Below are 21,006 nucleotides of genomic sequence, written 5' to 3'. Positions count from 1 at the left end.
CGCTTGTTAAACGTTGAGTTCTATATACGCAAAATGGTTTAGACCTCCAGGAGTAATTCCTGAGGTCTAAACCTAAATAATATTGCTTGTGCTAAGCTTATTTAAGCTCAACCTCAGCTCCTGCTTCTTCTAATTGTGATTTTAGAGCTTCTGCTTCGTCTTTAGCTACTCCTTCTTTTACTGGAGCTGGAGCACCATCAACTAATGCTTTAGCGTCTTTAAGACCAAGACCTGTAAGTTCTTTTACAAGCTTAACTACAGCAAGCTTAGATCCACCTGGAGCTGTAAGAATTACGTCAAATTCTGTTTGCTCTTCAGCTTCTTCACCACCAGCAGCAGCACCACCAGCAACAGCTACAGCAGCAGCTGCAGGCTCGATACCGTATTCTTCTTTCAAAATATCAGCTAACTCGTTTACTTCTTTTACAGTAAGGTTAACTAGTTGTTCTGCGAAATCTTTTAAATCTGCCATTTTCTATCGTTTTTAAAAAGTTCTTTAATTATAATTGTTAAAAAGTGCGTACTATATTATCCTTCCTTTTCTGAAAGGGTCTTAAGGATTCCTGCGATCTTTCCACCACCCGATTTAAGTGCAGAAACAACATTTTTAGCAGGAGACTGAAGTAATCCAATAATATCCCCGATAACTTCTTCTTTAGACTTGATGTTAACCAATGTCTCAAGATAATCATCACCTACGTAGATAGCTTCTTCAACAAAAGCACCTTTAAGTAGAGGCTTATCAGATTTCTTTCTGAAATCCTTAATTACTTTCGCTGGAGCATTTCCAGTTTCCGAAAGCAGTATTGATGTGTTACCTTTTAAAACTGTAGGAAGTTCTCCGAAATCTTTATCGGATGCCTCCATAGCTTTAGCAAGCAACGTATTTTTAACTACCGATAACTTAACGTCTGCTTTGAAACAAGCTCTACGTAAGTTAGAAGTACTTCCAGCGTCAAGGCCAGAAATGTCAGCTAAATAGATAGTTTGGAATCCGGCTAGCTGGGCAGTTAAGTCTTCTATAACTTGTGATTTTTCTTCTCTTGTCATAATCGTAAATTATTGCTCAGTAAACCTTTTAGTATCTATCTCTACACTCGGGCTCATGGTGCTAGTCATATAAATACTCTTTATATAAAGACCTTTGGATGCCTGAGGCTTCAATTTTACCAGCGTAGTTAATAATTCTCTTGCATTACCTGCGATCTTCTCAGCATCGAAAGACGCTTTTCCAATTGCAGCATGTACAATCCCTGTTTTGTCAACTTTAAAGTCGATCTTACCAGCCTTCACATCAGATACTGCCTTAGCGATATCCATAGTTACCGTACCGGTTTTTGGGTTAGGCATAAGCCCTCTTGGTCCTAGAACACGTCCTAGTGGTCCAAGTTTCCCCATAACGCTAGGCATAGTGATGATAACATCAACATCTGTCCAACCACCTTTGATTTTCTCAAGGTATTCATCTAATCCAACGAAATCTGCACCAGCTTCTTTTGCTTCCTCTTCTTTATCTGGAGTAACAAGCGCAAGAACTTTAACATCCTTACCTGTTCCATGCGGAAGAGTTACAACACCTCTAACCATTTGGTTAGCTTTACGTGGATCTACATTCAAACGAACTGCTAGATCTACAGAAGGATCGAAATTTGCGTTGGTAACATCTTTTATCAAAGCAGACGCTTCAGCAACCGTGTACGTTTTACCGTTCTCGATCTTTCCCTGAGCTTCTTTTTGCTTTTTAGTTAATTTTGCCATTTTCTAATTTCTTTTTGGATTAAAACGGTGCTTCACCTTTTACAGTTATTCCCATCGAACGAGCTGTTCCGGCAACCATTTTCATTGCAGATTCTACAGTAAATGCGTTAAGATCCTGCATTTTGTCTTCTGCAATCGCTTTAACCTGATCCCAAGAAACACTAGCTACTTTTTTTCTGTTCGGCTCACCTGAACCTTTTTTAGTCTTTGCCGCTTCCATCAATTGCACTGCTGCAGGTGGTGTTTTGATCACAAAATCAAAAGACTTATCCTTATAAACAGTAATTGCTACTGGAAGTACCTTTCCTTGCTTGTCCTGAGTTCTACCATTGAATTGCTTACAGAATTCCATGATGTTCACTCCGGCAGCACCTAAAGCAGGTCCAACTGGTGGTGATGGGTTAGCAGCACCTCCGCGAACTTGTAGTTTTACAACTTTACTTACTTCTTTTGCCATTTTTCAAATTTTTAAATGATAGTTTATTGAGTGGAAGCTGAAAAAACTATCAAAAAATATATGTAACAGTAATTTTTTATACTTTCTCTACCTGCATATAACTCAACTCTAATGGAGTTTTTCTTCCGAAAATCTTAACCATTACTTCAAGCTTACGCTTTTCTTCGTTGATCTTCTCAACAGTTCCATTGAAACCATTAAAGGGACCATCGATTACTTTGATTGTTTCTCCTATTGTGAATGGAATTGCAACATTGTCTGTCTTCACAGATAGCTCATCTACCTTTCCTAGCATTCTATTCACTTCAGATTTCCTGAGTGGCACCGGGTCTCCACCTTTAGTTTCACCTAGAAATCCAATAACGCCATTAATTCCTTTAATAATGTGAGGAATCTCACCGCTGATATTAGCTTGAATCATTACATAACCAGGAAAATAAACTCTTTCTTTATTTACTTTTTTCCCGTTACGAATTTGTATTACTTTTTCAGTAGGCACAAGAACCTGGTCCACAAAATCTTCAAGACCCATATGAGCAATTTCTTTCTCTATATAGTCCTTAACCTTATTTTCCTGTCCACTTACAGCGCGAACCACATACCACTTTTTCTCCTTTGCTTCAGCCATTACTCTTTTGTTTTAAGATTTAACCCATTCGAAGTATTGCTCAATCGCTCCACTAAAAAGCGTATCAACACCCCAAATTGCCAATGAAAAAACAATCGAGAATACAGCAACAATCACTGTTAGCCTCTGAGCTTCAGACCAGCTTGTCCAGGTAACGTGGTTTTTTAACTCGTTATATGATTCTGAAATGTAATTAACAAATCCTGCCATGTTCTAAAAAAATATTTGCACGGGTTGAGAGGCTCGAACTCCCGACACCTGGTTTTGGAGACCAGTGCTCTACCAACTGAGCTAAACCCGTAAATATAAGTGAAGGTATCCCGCTTGTCACGGGATACCTTTTTATATATTGAAAATTCTTAGTCTAGAATTTCAGTTACCTGTCCAGCACCTACAGTTCTACCACCTTCACGAATTGCGAAACGTAGACCAGTATTCATTGCGATTGGCTGAATAAGTTCAACAGTAATAGTAAGGTTATCACCTGGCATTACCATTTCTACACCATCAGGAAGGTTGATTGTTCCTGTTACATCAGTTGTACGTACGTAGAACTGTGGACGGTAGTTATTATGGAATGGAGTGTGACGTCCACCTTCTTCTTTCTTAAGGATGTAAACCTCAGCTTTGAATTTAGCGTGTGGAGTTACAGATCCTGGCTTAGTAATTACCATACCTCTAGAAATTTGAGACTTCTCAATTCCTCTTAGTAGGATACCTACGTTATCACCAGCTTCACCTCTATCAAGAATCTTACGGAACATTTCAACTCCAGTAATAGTAGAAGTAAGTTTTCCAGCTCCCATACCAATGATCTCTACAGGATCTCCAGTGTTTGCAACACCTGTTTCGATACGTCCAGTTGCAACTGTACCACGACCTGTAATAGAGAATACATCTTCGATAGGCATCAAGAAAGGCTTATCAACATCACGTTCTGGAAGTTCAATCCAGCTATCAACCGCTTCCATAAGATCAAGAACAGTCTTAGACCATTTCTCATCTCCTTCTAGCGCTCCAAGTGCAGAACCTGAAATTACAGGACCATTATCACCATCATACTCGTAGAAAGAAAGAAGATCTCTTACTTCCATTTCAACTAGTTCAAGAAGTTCCTCATCATCTACAAGGTCAACTTTATTCAAGAATACAACGATTCTTGGAATACCTACCTGGCGTCCAAGAAGGATGTGCTCACGAGTTTGAGGCATAGGACCATCAGTCGCAGCCACAACAAGAATAGCACCGTCCATTTGAGCAGCACCAGTTACCATGTTCTTTACGTAATCGGCGTGACCAGGACAGTCAACGTGAGCGTAGTGACGGTTAGCTGTTGAGTACTCAACGTGAGAAGAGTTAATTGTAATACCTCTTTCCTTTTCTTCAGGAGCGTTGTCAATTTGATCAAACGCACTAGCTTCTGAATATCCAGCATCAGCCATTACTTTAGTAATAGCTGCAGTTAAAGTAGTTTTTCCGTGATCTACGTGTCCAATTGTACCAATATTTAGGTGCGGTTTGGAACGATCGTAAGTTTCCTTTGCCATAATTAATACTTATTTAATCTTAGTTATATATTAGTGTTCAATTTTATACAAAACTAGAGCCAACGACGGGAATTGAACCCGTGACCTCTTCCTTACCAAGGAAACGCTCTACCCCTGAGCTACGTCGGCCAGACAATTGACTGTTTTAAACAGCGATATCCATAAACCTATCAGGCTTATGGAAAAGATCAGGCTCGAGGTACTTCAGTCATTTTAACTCTTTATGAGTAAACCGATAAAAGTCGGTTCTAGTGACCGGATAAATCCTGATTCAATTAAATTTAGAGCGGGAGACCGGGTTCGAACCGGCGACATTCAGCTTGGAAGGCTGACGCTCTACCAACTGAGCTACTCCCGCATTACCATTTTAGACTTTCACCTTTAGGATTATCTCGCTTTTGCTCGATGATCCTGTTCGGGTGGCCCCGAACTTCGATTTTAAAATTACTGTCTTTCAAAAGCAAGCTTTAGACAACAGCTTCATTTAAAACCTTTGTGGGGAGAGCAGGATTCGAACCTGCGAAGACGTAGTCAGCAGATTTACAGTCTGCCCTCGTTGGCCGCTTGAGTATCTCCCCAATAATTACCACTATTTCATAGAACCATTACTGAAACAGCTTAGCTTATAATGGTTTTTTTAACGGCTGCAAATTAAAGTAATTTTACAGCACCATCCAAAGCATTTTTTAAAATTTCTGTCAGTTTTTTTGCAAGCTATTCATCAGCAATGATTTAAACTTGAAAGTTCTACAGAAACTTCGGTGTTTTCAGTATTTCAAGAGCCGATGGAGGGACTCGAACCCACGACCTGCTGATTACAAATCAGCTGCTCTAGCCAGCTGAGCTACATCGGCCTTTTATGCTTAAAATTCCGCATAAAAAAGTCCGCTATTTCTAACGGACTGCAAATGTATATAAATTATTTCTTTATCAAAACATTATTAGAAAAAAAATCTCCTAAACATGAGTACTCATTTTTTCTTTTTTCTTGATGAGCTGCCTTTGTAATGAACTAACACATTCATCCACACAAGCTTCGAATTTATTACAGGTCTTTTTAACCATTAGCTCACCCCCAGGAATACTCAACAAGATCTCTGTTATCTTATTATCCTTACCACTGGTATTTTCAACTTTAAAAAATACATCCGCATGGATAATTTTATCAAAATAATTTTCAAGCTTATCTAGTTTTTTCTGAGTGAAGTCAATTAGCTTTGGATCAGCATTAAAGTTCACAGACTGCAGATTCATTTTCATAATCAGGTTGAATTTAATTAAACAAAAAAATGATCGGTTACTTATTATTGTTCCTGGGATGAGCATTCTTATGAATTTTACTCAATTCAGCAATACTATTATGCGTGTAAACTTGCGTAGATGCCAGACTTGAATGTCCCAGCAATTCTTTTACAGCATTCATGTTTGCTCCCTGGTTCAATAAATGTGTGGCAAAAGTGTGACGCAGTATATGCGGACTCTTTTTTACCTTACCAGACACCTTACTAAAATAATTATTTATAATTCTATAAACAAGGCTTTCGTAGCTTTTGTGTCCCTTTGCGGTAATAAACAAGTAAGGACAATCTCGCAGTAATGGATCAGAATGCTTAACTGATACATACTTCTCTGCCGTGCTAACCACCTGATTCAATAACGGGATATAACGTTCCTTATTTCTTTTTCCAAGGACTTTTAGCATATTACTACCTAAATCAAGATCCTGCTCTTTAATATTAATCAATTCTGCCCTTCTTATTCCTGTAGAATAAAACAGCTCTATCATCAATTTATCGCGGAGTCCTTCAAAAGTATCATCATCGAAATCTTCCAGTACGGCCACCACCTCTTTTTCAGAGAACGGAACCTGAATTTTCTTTGCAGCTTTTAGCGATCGATGTTTTGCGAGTGGAGAACTTTCTATCGCTGAAGTTTTCAGAAGAAATTTATAGTAAGCTTTAAGAGAAGACATTTTTCGATTGATGCTTTGGTTCGAAATACCAGAATCTGAAAGCTCCACGATCCAGTTTCGAACCTGGTTGTATGAGACTTTCTCAATCTTTTCTTCGGAAAATTCCTTTTTTATAAATTTCTGAAATTGTGTGAGATCTGCCTTATATGCTCTTATAGTAGTTTCGGCATAATTCTTCTCTAACTGAAGATACTCAAGGAAGGATTTAAAAGGCATAAAAAAAACTGTTGATAGTCAAAGTTAGTAAACTTTAAACTAGCAACAGTTCTTATAATTATCAGCTTTACAAAAGCCTGTTGATATCTCTAGATATCTTCTGCGTCTCTCAAATGCTGGATGTACTCCGCTTTTTGAACCTGAGCTCTACGCTCTACAGATGGCTTCGTAAAATGCTGGCGGCTTCTTAGCTGGCGCATAGTTCCTGTCTTGTCGAACTTTCGCTTGAAACGCTTAAGAGCTCTATCTATATTTTCTCCGTCTTTAACTGGTATAATTAACATAGTGTCATAACCTCCTCTCTTTTGGAATCGGCTGCAAAGATAAATCATTTATTTCAACCTCCAATATTTTAGCGATTTATTTCAGCATGAATATGATCTACGCCTATTTTACCTAACTTCCGTCGATAATGAATATCTCATGAAAAAACTTACAACATTAATAGTATTCGGTTTAGCATGCAGTTTTAGCAGTTTTGCTTTCCAGAATATGGATCAGGTAGAAATTAAAACGCAACAGATCACCGAAGAGGTGTACCTTTTACAGGGTGCTGGCGGGAATATTGGCATACTTACAGGACCGGATGGAGTGTTCATGATAGATGATCAATTCGCTGCTCTATCAGATAAATTGATCGCGGCTATTGCCAAAATTAGCGAACAGCCTGTTCGATTTCTGGTGAACACACATCATCATGGAGATCATACCGGCGGGAATGAAAATTTTGATGATCAGGGAGCGCTTATTCTGGCACATGAAAATGTTCGCGAGCGATTAAAAGAGAAAGCGACAGACAGTACTGCAGGCATTCCGGTTATTACCTTTAATGACCAGTTGAATCTCCATATAAATGCAAACGATGTGATGGTGCTGCATGTTCATAATGCTCATACAGATGGTGATGCGCTTGTTTACCTGCCCCAAAGCAATGTTTTACACACTGGTGATACTTTTTTCAACGGAATGTTTCCTTATATAGACTTGAGTAGCGGCGGTAGTGTAGACGGCGATATTGAAGCTGCGGAAAAAGGCTTGTCTATCATCAATGAAAAAACAAAAATAATTCCGGGACATGGTGATCTCGCAAACTATCAGGATTATTCAAATTATGTGTCTATGCTGAAAAATATCCGGGAAAATGTTCAGCAGAAAATCGATCAGGGAGCTACTGAAGAGGAAATTGCACTCGATGAATCGCTCACTTCTGAATTTTATACTGATAAAGAAGCCAGTGAATTTTTCATTAATGGAGAAAAGATTAGAAGAACCTTTTATAAGAGTTTAAAAAAATAGCCCCGGAATTTCCAGGGCTGGTTTCTTATTTTAATAATACGCCTACTTAGCTGCAGGCTCGTATTATTTCTTATCGATCAACATCTTTGCGCGAAAAATGAATATTCGCAAATATGCTATTTAGCTGCAGGCTTATATTCCTTCTTATCGATTACCATTTTTGCGCGAAAATGAATTTTCGCAAAAACGCTATTTAGCTGCAGGCTTGTATTCCTTCTTATCGATTACCATTTTTGCGCGAAAATGAATTTTCGCAAAAATGCTATTTAGCTGCAGGCTTGTATTCTTTTTTATCGATCACCATTTTTGCGATAATCTCTTTTAGAATTTCAGAAGTTCCCCCGCCAATTGGTCCTAACCTACTATCACGGAACATTCTTGCCATTGGATAATCTTCCATATATCCATACCCTCCTAGCATTTGCAGACATTTATACATTACTTCATCTGAAATTTTAGTCGCAAGCAGTTTAGACATGCTAGCCTCTTTTACCACATATTCCCCATCATTCAACCTTTGAGTCGTTGCATAGTTAAACTCTTTGATCACCTCAACTTCACTTACCATTTCAGCAACAGTATGTCTCAATGCCTGAAATTTATCCAGGGAACGTCCAAAAGCTTCACGCTCCTGCATATAACCCATAGTGTATTCCAGTGCAAATTCTGAGCGTGCATGAGCATTTACACCCATGATCAAACGTTCCAGAGCGAAATGTTGCATGATGTAATTGAAGCCCATTCCCTCTTCACCAAGTAAGTTCTCAACAGGTACTTTTACATTATCAAAGGCAAGCTCTGCAGTATCTGATGCTCTCCAGCCCAGCTTATTTAGTTTATTTGCTGAAATTCCTGCAAACTCTTTATCTAACAGGAACATACTCATTCCTTTGTTTCCTTTTTCAGGATCTGTTTTAGCAGCTACCACATAAAAATCTGCATAAACTCCATTGGTAATAAAAGTCTTTGAACCATTGATCACATAATGATCACCTTTCTTTACAGCAGTAGTTTTCATACCAGCAACATCAGATCCTCCAAATGGTTCTGATATCCCTAGACAACCTATCATTTCACCTTCAATCGCAGGTGTCAGGTATTTCTCTTTGAGTTCATGACTGGCTTCAACCTTTAAATGTGTCATAGCAAGATAAGCATGCGCCCACATTGCTGCTGCAAAACCACCTGAATTTACTTTCTGAAGTTCCTCAAGAAATATAATCGTATAGAACAGGTCTAAAGCCATTCCTCCATACTCTTCCGGTTGATTAAGGCCGAAATAACCCATCTCACCAAACTTCTTCCAGATAAACCTTTCAATGGTACCGGTTTCTTCCCATTTATCTACGTGAGGCACTACTTCCTTCTGAAGAAATTCCTGGAAACTCTTCCTGAAAAGGTCATGTTCCTCTGTAAAATATCTACTCATTTCTATTTATTTTTTCCCGGCTAAAAGGCCGTATTAGCAATTATTATATTTACAATTTCAGATCGATTTTCTAACAAAAATCACTGTACTGACAAATATAATTTAATTCTGTCGATTTTATCGGAAGGAAAACCACTGATTTTTGTCAATTCTTCAAAAGACCGAATCCCTTCATTCATGGTTCTGTGATTTATAATTTTCTTGGCCAGAGCAGGATTAAAATATGGCAATTCTGCAAGTTCAGCTTCTGTGATGGAATTTATATTCTGGAGGATTACCTGTGGTTTATTGATAACCTGGAACTTTTCACTGATCCTGGCGATCACTTCAGGACTTAATCCATACACATCCTTCAATTGTTCTTCGGAAAGAAAACCGCCAATCCTGTTTCTGTATTTCACGATCCTCTCTGAAAGTTTTTCACCAATTCCATTTACAACCTGAAGATCTTCAGCAGAAACAGTATTAAGGTCGGCAATCGAAATCACTTCAGCCTTTCCTGTTATGGGTTTCTGAAGCTTCCCGGAGTTCTTAACCCATTCAGGGAATCGAAAAGATGGCTTTATGATCATCATCAAACTATCACTTACTCCTGTAACCCTCTGGAAATCTTCAGCAGAGTTAATCCATTTATTGGTTGCCCGGTACTTCAATAATTTATCGATCTCTTCTACGCTCAATCCTATCTGGTATGCTTTGAAATCTGACAAATAATTTGGATTGAAAGGATAGATGGTATCCTTCATCTTAGGTTTCAGCTTACGGATAGAATCTAACTGACTCTGGAATTTCTGAAGTTTCTCATCATTTACCGGTATGCTATCTTTAGAGATATAATCACTTCCGAAGAGAATCAACTGCAGGATGATTATGACCAGGACCAAAACAAAAATCCCATTCTGCTGACTTCTTGAAAGCGCAAAATGGGATTTTAGTAATTTCATACTAGAGAGGGCCTAGGCGGCTGGCTCTTCAGTTTTATGGAATAACTCTCCAGCTTTAAGCTTCTTAGAGTAATCCTTAAGATCATTACTTACTTCTCCAATCATAATATAGAGACCTATAATATTAGGGAAGGACATAGCCAGGATCATCATATCTGAGAAATCCAGCACCGCTCCTAAACTAACTGAGGCTCCAACTACTACAAAGATTAAGAATAAAACTTTATAGATAATTTCGTTTATTTTACTTTTTCCAAACAGGTAAGTCCAGGCTCTCATTCCATAATAAGACCATGAGATCATTGTAGAAAATGCGAACAAGAATACTGCAGTTGCCAGAACATATGGGAACCATGAGATCACACTTCCAAAAGCACTAGATGTTAATTCTACTCCTCCAACACCTTCTACTTCATGCATTCCAGTAAAGATCAACACTAATGCCGTTAGCGTACAAACTACTACGGTATCGATAAATGGCTCTAGAAGAGCTACAAAACCTTCAGAAGGAGGATGGTTCGTTTTAGCTGCACTATGCGCAATCGCTGCGGAACCTACACCAGCCTCATTGGAAAATGCCGCACGCTGGAATCCAACGATTAGAACACCAATAACTCCTCCTTTAAGAGCACTAGGATTAAAAGCTCCATCCCAGATCGCAGTGAATGCAGGACCAATATTTTCAATATTTACACCTATTACCACTAAAGCACCCAGTACATAAACTGCTGCCATAATTGGTACGATCTTACCAGTAACCTTAGCAATACTGCTAATACCTCCAATAATTACAATACCTACCAGTACTGCTACTACGATCCCAAAGATAAATCCGTTTCCTTCCAGCATTGGAAATTCTCCAGCAAGAATAGAGAAAGACTGGTTCGCCTGGAACATGTTTCCGCCACCAAAAGATGCACCGATCGCAAGTATCGCGAAAAATGCTGCAAGGAATTTACCAAGACCTCTTTTATTTCTTTTTTCAAGACCATATCTCAGGTAGTTCATTGGACCACCAAATACACGACCATCAGCATTAATAAATCTATATTTTACACCTAAAGTACACTCCACAAATTTGGAAGACATTCCAAGAAGTCCTGCAAGGATCATCCACATGGTTGCACCGGCACCTCCTAATGAGATCGCCACTGCCACACCAGCAATATTCCCAAGACCTACAGTCCCAGAAACTGCTGTCGCCAAAGCCTGGAAGTGAGTTACCTGTCCAGGAGCGTTTGGATCGTCATATTTACCTTTAGCTAACTGTAAAGAGTGTTTAAAACCTCTAATATTGATAAAACCTAACCTGATCGTGAAGAACAATGCTCCCAATACAAGCCAAACCACAATAAATGGAATGTTCTTAGTTTGAGGGTCTCCATTTGGATGTAGAAGCGCTACTGGCTCATCATATATAATGCTACCAAAGTATTGAGCTCCCTGCTCAATAACATGTTGCTTATTTTCAGAATTGTAGATTACTTCACCTTCAGCTTGAAATTGATCTAATGTACCATCAGCGTTCGCAAGCACTTCGATGCTTTCACCATTCTTGGTAACAACTGCAATAGGATCTCCTTCGTTCACATGCTCGCCATCTTCCACCAGCCATTCTTCAAGTACAAATTTAGCATCTTCAGAAGCACTCCAGGTTGGAGCTTCAATTCTTTTGATATCAGCATAAATAACAGGATCGTAAACTCCCATAGCTGTGAATGGATCCCAGAAAAGAACGCTTCCCATACTTGCAACAATAGGAGAAAAAGTTCCATTGAAGTGTTCGGTGATAGCTTCTGCCTCTACTTGGTACTCGCCTTCAAATTTGTTTCCTGCAGCATCTGTTACTACTACCGTGTAAGGAACACCTTCTGTAAGACCTGCAGTCTTATTAGATTCCAGGCTGGTTCCCTGGTTGGACCATTTATACTGGTAAGGAGGAGTTCCCCCTGTTACATCCAGTTCAATGAATCCATTATTTATTACTTTGGAGGGGTTTCCTACCTGGGCTTTTACGTCTAGTTCCTGTGCAGATAGTCCTACAATCGAAAATAAAAAGAACATTGAAAGCAAATACTTTCTCATATGGAAATTTGGTTATTAATAATGAAGTTAAATTTTCAGCGCGTGAATATGCTAAAAAATTGGGCTAAAACAAACTTTTGGTAGTTAAATTGTGAATGTCATGTTAAAGAAAACGGAGCATTTATTAAAATTTAAGTCCGATTTCTAAACCGAATAATACTTTTTTAAGTGCTCAATTTGATCGGGTCTGCCAATCATAATCAACTTAGAATCACGCTCGATACGTTGAGATGGTTCCGGGTTTACCACATAGGTTCCAGACGGCGATTTATAGCCAATAACAGAGCAACCGGTTTTTTTCCGAATATCGGTTTCAGAAATTGACCTTTCCACTCCATCTGTGCAAATTTTGGAAAATGAGACCTGTTCAACATTGATACTGTCCTGTTCGCCAGAAACAGAAAGATTGTCCAGAAATTCGACCAGATCTGGAACTACTACGAGTGAAGCCATATGACTCCCCCCTATTCTATCTGGCATGATCACATTATCTGCACCGGCAAGTTTCAATTTTTTATAACTATTTTCTTCCGTAGCTCTGCTAATAATCTTCAAATCCTTTTTCAACTGTCTTGCAGAAAGAACGATGAACAGGTTATCCGCATCCCTGGGTAGTGCACAAATTAAAGTCGATGCTCTTTCCACACCGGCAAGGGTTAGCACCTCATCTTCAGTAGCATTTCCTACAATATAATTAAGCCTGTCATTTTCCAGATTCTGAAAGACTTCCTCATGGTCATCTATGATTACGAAATTCTTTCGGTAATCCAGCAATTTCTGAACTGCCTGTTTTCCGTTCTGACCGTAACCGCAAACAATGATATGATCGTTTAGGGAGTCTATCCTCTTCTTCATTTTATTACGTTTTAGATTACCAATATTGTTCTTATTCAGAATATGTTCTGTGATCGTGGAGAGACCGAAACCAAAGATGAATAGTCCGGAAATAATAAAAAAGGATGTGAATAATTTTCCGTAAGCCCCCATAGGCTGAACCTCCCCGTAACCTACTGTACTTACGGTAATGATGGTCATATAGAGCGCATCGACCCAAGTATAATCGTATAAGAACCTGAAACCAACGATTCCGGTAACGAACACCATAATAATCAATACTACGGCCAGCCTGATCCTGGAATCTATCAATTGTCTCATAAATCGAATACAGAGGTTCTCTTAGTGTAGATTAGGTCTTTAAGTTTGAGCCAGAAAGCAAGGATCAGATATACGATAAAGCCTGCACCCATGGTGAAAAAGCTTGCATATATAAAGAATAACCGAACATTCTTTGCGCGAATTCCCATCTTATCTGCCATCCTGGTGGATACGTAGAATCCGTGCTTCTCGAGATAATGCCTCATGTTCGATACCATTCCTGCCATGTTACAAATTTAAACGTATTTAACAGAATTTCTCAATAATGTCGCGCCTAATTCACAGTGCAAACATCTACACTTGCTACAGTAGTTCTTTTTGAGTTCAAGCACTGCCTGTGATTCCAGTGCATTCTTTACGGTACCAGGTCTCAAACTATTGTACAATCTAGTAATTGAGTTCTTTTCAGCTTTCAAGCTTGTTACTATCTCATAGAGACTGGACGCCGGTTCTCCTGAACTTTTTGAGAATGCAAATTTCAGTGGGATTACAAAATTGATCACCAATAGTTCTAAGAAAGAGTTGCTTAATTTTTTTGACCTGGAATTATGTGATTTATCGAAATTATAGTGAGTCTTCCAGTGAGCAGAAACTTCAGTAATAAAAAGGAATTTTATTTCATTGAAATCTTTCGCTGCGATAATGCCTGAAAAAAATGAGGGTCTCTGAGCATACAAACTTGCGAGCTGAGCCAGCCTTATTGTAGGAAAATTATCTGGTCGTAATCTGAAGAATTCTGGTTTAGAATCGATCAAAGGTATATTGAACTTATGTTTTAGAAACTCGAATTCTGTTAGTAGTTCCTTTGAATACTGATCTGCTCCATGGATCAAATTGGAGTAACCCAAAAATAGTGCTTCGAGAGAAAACTGATTCCCACCTAATTTTGCAACCAGAGAATAGCTCAGATTTTCCGCCATGTTGGAAAAGTACTCTCCATTAATATTTAAACCGAATGCTCTAAAAAGCAGAATCATGCATGCCCTATTCCAATCATTGTTGGAGCGTTGTAATACTGCAAATATCAGTTCTGATTTTCTTTCAAGTCTTTCAAAATATAGTCTTTCAAACCAGTGATCGATCTCAAAACTGGATAATTCTGAAAAACTGTCTTCACAATTGATACTATTATGACGACTTTCCAGCAGGTGACGGTATTTTGCGATCATAGAATAATCGACGATATTCTTTAGTTCAAATACTGGTATAAGGCTACGATCTCTTCGGAAGATATTTTCATCGTGTTCCCATACCACATGCAGAATTACATTGTCATAGGCAGGATCTGTTTCATGATTATGTAGGTACCAGTCTGATGATTTTAAATGCATCTCAACATTGCCAGCCCACTTGATGCCCGAGATTATTAAATGAGCATTGAAGAAATCGGGGCCGGATAAATTGTTTTGAGCACCGGTCGAAATGATCTGTAAAGGCTCAGCTTCCGAAGTTCTAAGACATTCGGAATCAAACTTCTGAAACTTCCAGAGATAATAAAGAAAGTCTTCCTTCACTCTCCGAATGTATCAAATTATTCATTTGAAAATGAAGCGCTAAAAAATTAATTAGGTAATTTTTCTGCTACCTGAGAAATGTATTGTTCTACCCAAAGCTGATACTGTAAAGCACTTGGATGCAAACCATCACTTGCTACCAGTTCAGGGTTGTTGCTATCTCTTGAAATTGGAGTGATATTATAGAACACTACTCCAAATTCATCTGCTACTCTTTTAAAAACCTGGTTGAACCTGTCAATTTCAGCACTTATTTTCTCCTGGTTTGAAGATCCAAAAGGTGTATAACCGTAATCTGGAATACTTACAGCAAAAACTCCTTTTTCAAGTGTTTTGGAATGATTGATCGCACGCCTGAAAATCTGGCGTAGTTCTTCCTCATATTCTGTAATAAGTTTTCCCTGATATTGGTTGTTAACCCCAATCAATATAGAAACCAGGTCAAAATCACGTTGCACTTCCAGGTTCTGGTCCATTCCTCGCAAGAGATCTGAAGTCGTCCATCCCGTTTTTGCAATGATCATAGGCGCCGCCATCTCATAATTTCTATTTCGAAGTTGCTCCGTTAATTGTACCGGCCATCGTTCAGTTTCCCGAACGCTCTCCCCTATTGTATAAGAATCACCGAGTGCCAGGTAAGTATATTTGGGATTTTCCGGAGTTTCGTTACTCGTAGTATCCATGGTTGCATTGCAGGATACCATTAGTATTGCTAAAAGTAAAAAGTATAGATTTTTCATAAGTTCAATTTCAGCAATGAAAATACTTTATATAAATTTATTCTAAAATAGAATTCAGCATAATTCTGAAGACTCAGGATTTTCATAAAGCTTCATTAATTGGAATGGATGGATGTCCAGATTTTTTATCTTAGAATTCAATTTAAAGATCAATAGAATTTCAGCAGTTGAGTTCCTGCAATGGAACTAATCGAGAAAGCGCAGTACAACATGGAGAAAAATCCGAAGAAAACTAAACTAAAATCCAGTCGTAGACCCGGAGAATATAAACGAAAGTCAGCACCGGAACCTGCAGAAGAACATAAGAATCCTATTGTACGCTTCCTTGCCAAAACCGGGTACACAGTCTGGCTTATTGTACTTGGAATAGGCATTGTAATCGCCTTTGTAGTATCTGTTGCGCTTCTATGAGATTACTGAACATCAGCTTTATACTATTCGTCCTGATCTTTATACTATTTGAAGCTCTAAAATTTACTGGAGCGAACTTTCCAGAATGGACCACATCCTACCTCAACGATTTTTTATGCATGCCTATCATTCTGACTATTTGTCTAAAAACGGTGCATTACCTCACTAAGGATAGAGCGGTCAAAATAAGTATTGCTCAAGCGCTCGCACTTACTTTTTTCTATGCTATTTATTTCGAATTAATACTTCCGCAGTTCGTAGATAGATATACTGCAGATCCTGTTGATGTTCTGCTCTATTTTTCAGGAGCTATTCTATTTCTCTTTTTACAAGCATCTGGTAATATGAAACAAAAAACTCTTCCGTAGAAGGAAGAGTTTTTATAAATCTTTCAATAAAAGCCTTATCAGGCATCTCTGAATTTAGGATTGATAAACAACTCTCCGTTTTTGAGTCGCTCCCAGTAATTTTCCATATCTGCTCTGACTTCCGCAGACATAATATATAATCCAATGATATTCGGAAATGACATCGCGAGAATCATCATATCAGAGAAGCTTAAGACTGCTCCAAGACTTACTGATGCTCCTACGACAACGAATATCAGGAACAGGACTTTATAGATAATTTCAGATTTCTTGCTTTGCCCGAATAGATAGGTCCAGGAACGCATCCCGTAATATGACCAGGAAACCATCGTGGAAAAAGCAAATAAGAAAACCGCAAGTGCCAGTACTGCCGGGAACCAGGAAATCACGCTTCCAAAAGCATCTGAAGTCAGTTCAACCCCTTTCATTCCACCGCCTACTTCATGCATTCCGGTAAAAATAAGAACCAATGCCGTCATAGTACACACGACCATAGTATCGATAAAAGGTTCTACTAAAGAAGTAAACCCATCTGCAATAGGATTATTGGTTTTGGTAGCACTATGCGCGATAGCTGCTGAACCAACACCGGCTTCACTGGAAAATGCTGCTCTTTGCAGACCAACAATTAGAACTCCGATAAAACCACCTTTTAGAGCATCTGCCGAAAAGGCTCCGTTATAAATCGCTGAAAATGCAGCGCCAATATTTTCAATATTCACCCCGATCACAACTGCGCAACCAAGGATATAGATAATCGCCATTACAGGTACTACTTTTCCAGTTACCCGGGCAATACTATTAATTCCTCCAAGGATCACCGCTCCAACCAGGATGGCGAATCCAACTCCAAACAAGAATCCCTGACCTTCCAGAAAAGGTAATTGTTCAGAAACTATTTTAAATGCCTGGTTGGACTGTATCATATTACCACCTCCAAAAGAAGCTCCAACTCCTAATATTGCAAATAGGCTGGCAAGGAATTTCCCAAGACCTTTCATATTTCTTTTCTCCAGGCCGTAACGTAGATAATTCATAGGTCCACCAAAGATTCTACCGTCTTCGTTGATCTCTCTATATTTCACCCCTAATGTACACTCAGTAAACTTTAGTGACATCGCGAAGAATCCGGCACAGAACATCCAGAAAGTTGCTCCGGCCCCACCAAGTGAAATTGCAACCGCAACACCGGCTATATTCCCAAGACCAACGGTTGCAGAAACTGCAGTAGCCATTGCCTGGAAATGTGTAATTCTACCCGGAGCATCGGGATCGTCGTATTTCCCTTTGGCCAATTGAATAGAATGAGAAAAACCACGAATATTTACGAAACCAAGTCTTATAGTAAAGAAGATACTTCCCAGAATAAGCCAGATCACGATAAAAGGAATAGAGTTAGTGATCACATTACCATTGGGATGATGCAAAGGCTGAGGCTCGTCGAATTCAATTTTGGCGATCATATGAGCATTTTGCTCAATAACATCATCCTGGTCATTAGGGTCGAAAATTTCGTTGCCTTCCAGAACCAGGTAGTTCATGGTACCGTCAACTTCTGAAAAGATCTCTTTCTCCTCTCCAGATTCACTTTCTATAATAGCAATTTTATCACCTGCTTCTACCTGACCACCATCCTCAACCAGCCATTGCTTTAAACTGAAGGTTTTACTTGTAGTAGCATCCCAGTTCGGGATTGGTATCTCTCTATCGTTCGTATAAACTACCGGGTCGTAGATCCCAACTGCAGCAAAAGGATCCCAGAATAATATTCCGCCTAAAAAATCTACTGCCGGCTGCACCTTACTGTTTACAACTTCAGTAATCGCTTCAGCAGGTATTTTAAATTTTTTAGTAACACTTACTCCGTTGGCATCGGTCACAGTTACCGATTCTTCCTGACCTTCAGTTATACCTGTGGATTTATTAGATTGAAGGGAAGTGCTTTGCTTTGTCCATTTATAAGTGTAAGGAGCTTTCCCTCCTTCAACATTAACCATGGTGACCCCATCATTGATCTCCCTGGTAGGATTGTTTAGATCTAAAGTTACTTTAAGATCTGATTCTTTCCTTTCATCATCCTGCGCATGTATCGAGAGCGTCAGCATAAAGAATAAACTGGTTAAAAACCATGCATTCTTAGTCATATAAAAAATCAATTAGTTCCTACATTCTATAACTGGTGTTAGTCGATGTAACCCATTTTTCTCATCCAGTCATCATTATACATTTTACCTACATACCGGCTTCCGTGGTCATGGAAAAGCACTACCACGACATCATCCTTAGTAAAATGTTCTTTTAGTTGCAACAGCCCTTTTACCGCTGCACCTGCACTATTACCTAAGAAAAATCCTTCTTCCTTGGATAATTTCTGGGTATAAACGGCTGCATCTTTATCTGTTACCTTCGTAAAACCGTCGATCACATCAAAATCAACGTTCTTAGGTAAAATATCCTCTCCAATTCCTTCGGTCACGTAAGGATAGATCTCCTTTTCATCGAATTCACCAGTTTCGTGATATTTCTTGAATACTGAACCGTAGGTATCTATTCCCCAAACCTTAATATCGGGATTTTTTTCTTTCAAATACTTTCCCACTCCAGAAATAGTTCCACCAGTCCCTACTCCAACAACAAAATGGGTAACTTTCCCGTCTGTTTGTTTCCAGATCTCAGGTCCAGTAGATTCGTAATGAGCTTCTCGGTTAGCGAGGTTATCATATTGATTTACATACCAGCTATTCGGAGTTTCTTCTGCAAGTCTACGGGAAGTAGAATAATAAGATTGTGGATCATCTGGTTCCACATCTGTAGGACAAACAACCACTTCACTTCCAACTGCACGAAGAATATCCATTTTTTCCTTACTCTGCTTGTCACTCATCACGCAGATCATTTTATATCCTTTAACGATCGCTGCAAGTGCCAGTCCCATTCCGGTATTTCCTGAAGTTCCTTCAATGATGGTTCCTCCTGGTTTTAATAAACCTTTGGCTTCGGCGTCTTCTACCATTCTCACAGCCATTCTATCCTTTACCGAATTCCCGGGATTAAAGGTTTCATACTTTGCGAGTACAAGCGCATCGATATCCTCAACGATCTTGTTCATCTTAACCATAGGAGTATTCCCAATGGTTCCTAATATATTCTCAGCGTAATCCATGCTTTCATTTTTCTTTAACGTCTGCAAATGTAAAAAAACCTTTGGCCTTAAACCAAGCTTTACAACGTCAACTATGAGAGCTGCAATTATTAATCGAATTTGATCGCCTTAACCGGAGAGATTTTGGAGATAATTACCGATGGAATTAGCAGCATAAGCATGCAGAGAATCAAAGTACCGGTATTTACGAGTAGAATATAATCCCAGCTTAGATAGATTGGAACTTCGGTTACATAATAAGTTCTTGGATCCAAAGGAATCAATTTAAAATATTTCTGAAGCGCCAGCAGGCCAATTCCAATTAAATTTCCCCAGAAAAGTCCCAGCACTATTAGATAAGCAGCGTTATAAAGAAAGATCTTTCGAATACTCCAGTCGGCTGCTCCAAGTCCTTTCAGCATCCCGATCATTTGGGTTCTTTCCAGGATTAAAACCAATAATGCGGTGATCATGTTGATCCCTGAAACTAGGATCATTATGCCCAGAATCAGCGCCATATTAAAATCGAAAAGGGACAACCATTCGAAAATGGAGTAGTATTTCTGACTTATAGTTTGGGTATCCAGGAAAGATCCTGTATTCTCATAAACTTCGTTGCCCTTGGCATCAAGTTCATCAAAATCTTCTACGAAAACTTCAAAATTACCGATCTCATCCTCTTCCCAACGGTTTATTCTTTGGATGTGCCTAATATCTGTAAGCATATAAAGCTCATCAAATTCCTGAAAACCTGATTCGTAAACACCTACAATTTCAAAACTACGCTGTAGCGGCAGATCACTATCATCACGCATAAAATACGTAGCCACCCGGTCGCCATTCTTCAGCTTAAGCCTATTGGCGAGATATTCAGAGATTAGAATTTCGTTATTAAGGTTTTCAGAATAGTTGGGCAATCTACCCTGCGTAAGGAATTCCTCGAAATAATCCCATTTGTAATCGGCGCCTACACCTTTGGCCACGATCCCTTCAAAATCTTCCTCTGTTCGAATAACGCCAAAAGTACTTGCAACTGCCTGCACATGAGCGATGCCGTCTACGCTAGTGAATTCGGGATAAAAATCCTGATCTGTTGAAACTGGTGTTAATGAAACTTTAGAGCTATTGTTATCATAGCTGGAGATACTAATATGACCGTTAAAAGCAGCGATCTTATCCCTAATTTTTTCCTGCAATCCAAGACCGGTCGCGAAAGACACGAGCATCATCACAACCCCTATAGCAATTGCAGTAATCGCTATTTTTATTATAGGAGCAGATATGCTATTTTTATATTTTTTCGCGCTAATAAGGCGCTTTACTATAAAGTACTCGAAATTCAAA

23 protein-coding genes and 5 tRNA genes are annotated in these 21,006 nt (G+C 39.0%); 3 read left to right on the top strand and 25 right to left on the bottom strand.

The window, feature by feature from the left end; all coding sequences use genetic code 11:
• Positions 1–97: 97 nt before the first annotated feature.
• From rplL to rpsU, 15 genes are all read right to left on the bottom strand, one after another.
• Positions 98–472 (bottom strand): 50S ribosomal protein L7/L12, encoded by a 375-nt coding sequence (rplL, locus tag JM79_RS05015; protein ID WP_141877091.1) that lies wholly within the window; start codon positions 470–472, stop codon positions 98–100.
• Positions 473–528: 56 nt separating this feature from the next.
• Positions 529–1,050: a 50S ribosomal protein L10 gene (gene rplJ, locus JM79_RS05010; protein WP_141877090.1), complete on the bottom strand. Its 522-nt coding sequence runs from the start codon at positions 1,048–1,050 to the stop codon at positions 529–531.
• 9 nt (positions 1,051–1,059) lie between these two features.
• The gene (gene rplA, locus JM79_RS05005; RefSeq protein WP_141877089.1) at positions 1,060–1,758 is read right to left on the bottom strand and encodes a 50S ribosomal protein L1; all 699 of its coding nucleotides are present in this window, start codon (positions 1,756–1,758) and stop codon (positions 1,060–1,062) included.
• Positions 1,759–1,777: 19 nt separating this feature from the next.
• The gene (gene rplK / locus JM79_RS05000; protein ID WP_026915414.1) at positions 1,778–2,215 is read right to left on the bottom strand and encodes a 50S ribosomal protein L11; all 438 of its coding nucleotides are present in this window, start codon (positions 2,213–2,215) and stop codon (positions 1,778–1,780) included.
• Positions 2,216–2,291: 76 nt separating this feature from the next.
• The gene (gene nusG / locus JM79_RS04995; protein ID WP_141877088.1) at positions 2,292–2,843 is read right to left on the bottom strand and encodes a transcription termination/antitermination protein NusG; all 552 of its coding nucleotides are present in this window, start codon (positions 2,841–2,843) and stop codon (positions 2,292–2,294) included.
• 12 nt (positions 2,844–2,855) lie between these two features.
• On the bottom strand, positions 2,856–3,053 hold the full coding sequence (secE, locus tag JM79_RS04990) for a preprotein translocase subunit SecE (RefSeq protein ID WP_026915412.1): 198 nt from the start codon (positions 3,051–3,053) through the stop codon (positions 2,856–2,858).
• A gap of 18 nt (positions 3,054–3,071) precedes the next feature.
• Positions 3,072–3,144: transfer RNA gene (locus tag JM79_RS04985), tRNA-Trp, on the bottom strand.
• A 58-nt stretch (positions 3,145–3,202) separates the two neighbouring features.
• On the bottom strand, positions 3,203–4,390 hold the full coding sequence (gene tuf, locus JM79_RS04980; RefSeq protein ID WP_141877087.1) for an elongation factor Tu: 1,188 nt from the start codon (positions 4,388–4,390) through the stop codon (positions 3,203–3,205).
• Between the two features lie 57 nt (positions 4,391–4,447).
• Positions 4,448–4,519, bottom strand: a tRNA-Thr gene (locus JM79_RS04975).
• Positions 4,520–4,675: 156 nt separating this feature from the next.
• Positions 4,676–4,748 (bottom strand) — tRNA-Gly (locus JM79_RS04970).
• A 138-nt stretch (positions 4,749–4,886) separates the two neighbouring features.
• A tRNA-Tyr gene (locus JM79_RS04965) sits at positions 4,887–4,968 on the bottom strand.
• Between the two features lie 202 nt (positions 4,969–5,170).
• Positions 5,171–5,244, bottom strand: a tRNA-Thr gene (locus tag JM79_RS04960).
• A gap of 103 nt (positions 5,245–5,347) precedes the next feature.
• Positions 5,348–5,650, bottom strand: coding sequence for a ribosome-associated translation inhibitor RaiA (gene raiA / locus JM79_RS04955; RefSeq protein WP_141877086.1), 303 nt, complete (start codon positions 5,648–5,650; stop codon positions 5,348–5,350).
• Positions 5,651–5,687: 37 nt separating this feature from the next.
• Positions 5,688–6,578: a tyrosine-type recombinase/integrase gene (locus JM79_RS04950; RefSeq protein ID WP_141877085.1), complete on the bottom strand. Its 891-nt coding sequence runs from the start codon at positions 6,576–6,578 to the stop codon at positions 5,688–5,690.
• A gap of 89 nt (positions 6,579–6,667) precedes the next feature.
• Complete coding sequence (rpsU, locus tag JM79_RS04945; protein WP_141877084.1) at positions 6,668–6,862, bottom strand: 30S ribosomal protein S21; 195 nt, start codon at positions 6,860–6,862, stop codon at positions 6,668–6,670.
• 139 nt (positions 6,863–7,001) lie between these two features.
• Between rpsU and JM79_RS04940 the strand changes: the two genes are divergently transcribed.
• Entirely contained in the window at positions 7,002–7,874 is an 873-nt protein-coding gene (locus tag JM79_RS04940; RefSeq protein WP_141877083.1) for an MBL fold metallo-hydrolase, read from the top strand.
• 262 nt (positions 7,875–8,136) lie between these two features.
• Here the strand turns inward: JM79_RS04940 and JM79_RS04935 are convergent, their stop codons facing one another.
• The 7 genes from JM79_RS04935 to JM79_RS04905 form a co-directional block, all read right to left on the bottom strand.
• Complete coding sequence (locus JM79_RS04935) at positions 8,137–9,303, bottom strand: acyl-CoA dehydrogenase family protein (RefSeq protein WP_141877082.1); 1,167 nt, start codon at positions 9,301–9,303, stop codon at positions 8,137–8,139.
• 80 nt (positions 9,304–9,383) lie between these two features.
• On the bottom strand, positions 9,384–10,247 hold the full coding sequence (locus tag JM79_RS04930) for a helix-hairpin-helix domain-containing protein (RefSeq protein WP_141877081.1): 864 nt from the start codon (positions 10,245–10,247) through the stop codon (positions 9,384–9,386).
• Between the two features lie 12 nt (positions 10,248–10,259).
• Entirely contained in the window at positions 10,260–12,332 is a 2,073-nt protein-coding gene (locus JM79_RS04925) for an amino acid carrier protein (RefSeq protein ID WP_141877080.1), read from the bottom strand.
• A gap of 144 nt (positions 12,333–12,476) precedes the next feature.
• Positions 12,477–13,487 carry a potassium channel protein gene (locus JM79_RS04920; RefSeq protein WP_141877079.1) on the bottom strand — a complete coding sequence of 337 codons (1,011 nt, stop codon included), beginning with the start codon at positions 13,485–13,487 and terminating at the stop codon, positions 12,477–12,479.
• Complete coding sequence (locus JM79_RS04915; protein WP_026915402.1) at positions 13,484–13,714, bottom strand: PspC family transcriptional regulator; 231 nt, start codon at positions 13,712–13,714, stop codon at positions 13,484–13,486. The genes JM79_RS04920 and JM79_RS04915 overlap by 4 nt, the downstream gene beginning before the upstream one ends.
• Before the next feature lie 9 nt (positions 13,715–13,723).
• The gene (locus JM79_RS04910) at positions 13,724–15,001 is read right to left on the bottom strand and encodes a DUF2851 family protein (protein WP_141877078.1); all 1,278 of its coding nucleotides are present in this window, start codon (positions 14,999–15,001) and stop codon (positions 13,724–13,726) included.
• 47 nt (positions 15,002–15,048) lie between these two features.
• A complete protein-coding gene (locus tag JM79_RS04905; RefSeq protein ID WP_141877077.1) occupies positions 15,049–15,741 on the bottom strand; it encodes an SGNH/GDSL hydrolase family protein in 693 nt (230 codons plus the stop codon).
• A gap of 180 nt (positions 15,742–15,921) precedes the next feature.
• Between JM79_RS04905 and JM79_RS04900 the strand changes: the two genes are divergently transcribed.
• Together JM79_RS04900 and JM79_RS04895 are read left to right on the top strand one after the other, a co-directional pair.
• Positions 15,922–16,152 carry a hypothetical protein gene (locus tag JM79_RS04900; protein WP_141877076.1) on the top strand — a complete coding sequence of 77 codons (231 nt, stop codon included), beginning with the start codon at positions 15,922–15,924 and terminating at the stop codon, positions 16,150–16,152.
• A complete protein-coding gene (locus JM79_RS04895) occupies positions 16,149–16,520 on the top strand; it encodes a hypothetical protein (RefSeq protein ID WP_141877075.1) in 372 nt (123 codons plus the stop codon). The genes JM79_RS04900 and JM79_RS04895 overlap by 4 nt, the downstream gene beginning before the upstream one ends.
• A 38-nt stretch (positions 16,521–16,558) precedes the next feature.
• Here the strand turns inward: JM79_RS04895 and JM79_RS04890 are convergent, their stop codons facing one another.
• From JM79_RS04890 to JM79_RS04880, 3 genes are all read right to left on the bottom strand, one after another.
• On the bottom strand, positions 16,559–18,664 hold the full coding sequence (locus JM79_RS04890) for an amino acid carrier protein (RefSeq protein ID WP_141877074.1): 2,106 nt from the start codon (positions 18,662–18,664) through the stop codon (positions 16,559–16,561).
• Between the two features lie 38 nt (positions 18,665–18,702).
• Positions 18,703–19,683, bottom strand: a complete 981-nt coding sequence (locus JM79_RS04885) for a cysteine synthase family protein (RefSeq protein WP_141877073.1) — start codon at positions 19,681–19,683, stop codon at positions 18,703–18,705.
• A gap of 89 nt (positions 19,684–19,772) precedes the next feature.
• Positions 19,773–21,005 (bottom strand): FtsX-like permease family protein, encoded by a 1,233-nt coding sequence (locus JM79_RS04880; protein WP_141877072.1) that lies wholly within the window; start codon positions 21,003–21,005, stop codon positions 19,773–19,775.
• Between the last annotated feature and the right edge of the window lies 1 nt (position 21,006).

The organism is Gramella sp. Hel_I_59 (genome assembly GCF_006714895.1).
In the GTDB taxonomy this organism is placed as follows: domain Bacteria; phylum Bacteroidota; class Bacteroidia; order Flavobacteriales; family Flavobacteriaceae; genus Christiangramia.
The sequence above is the reverse complement of the archived record's forward strand: the minus strand, read 5'-3'. Positions and strand labels throughout refer to the sequence as shown.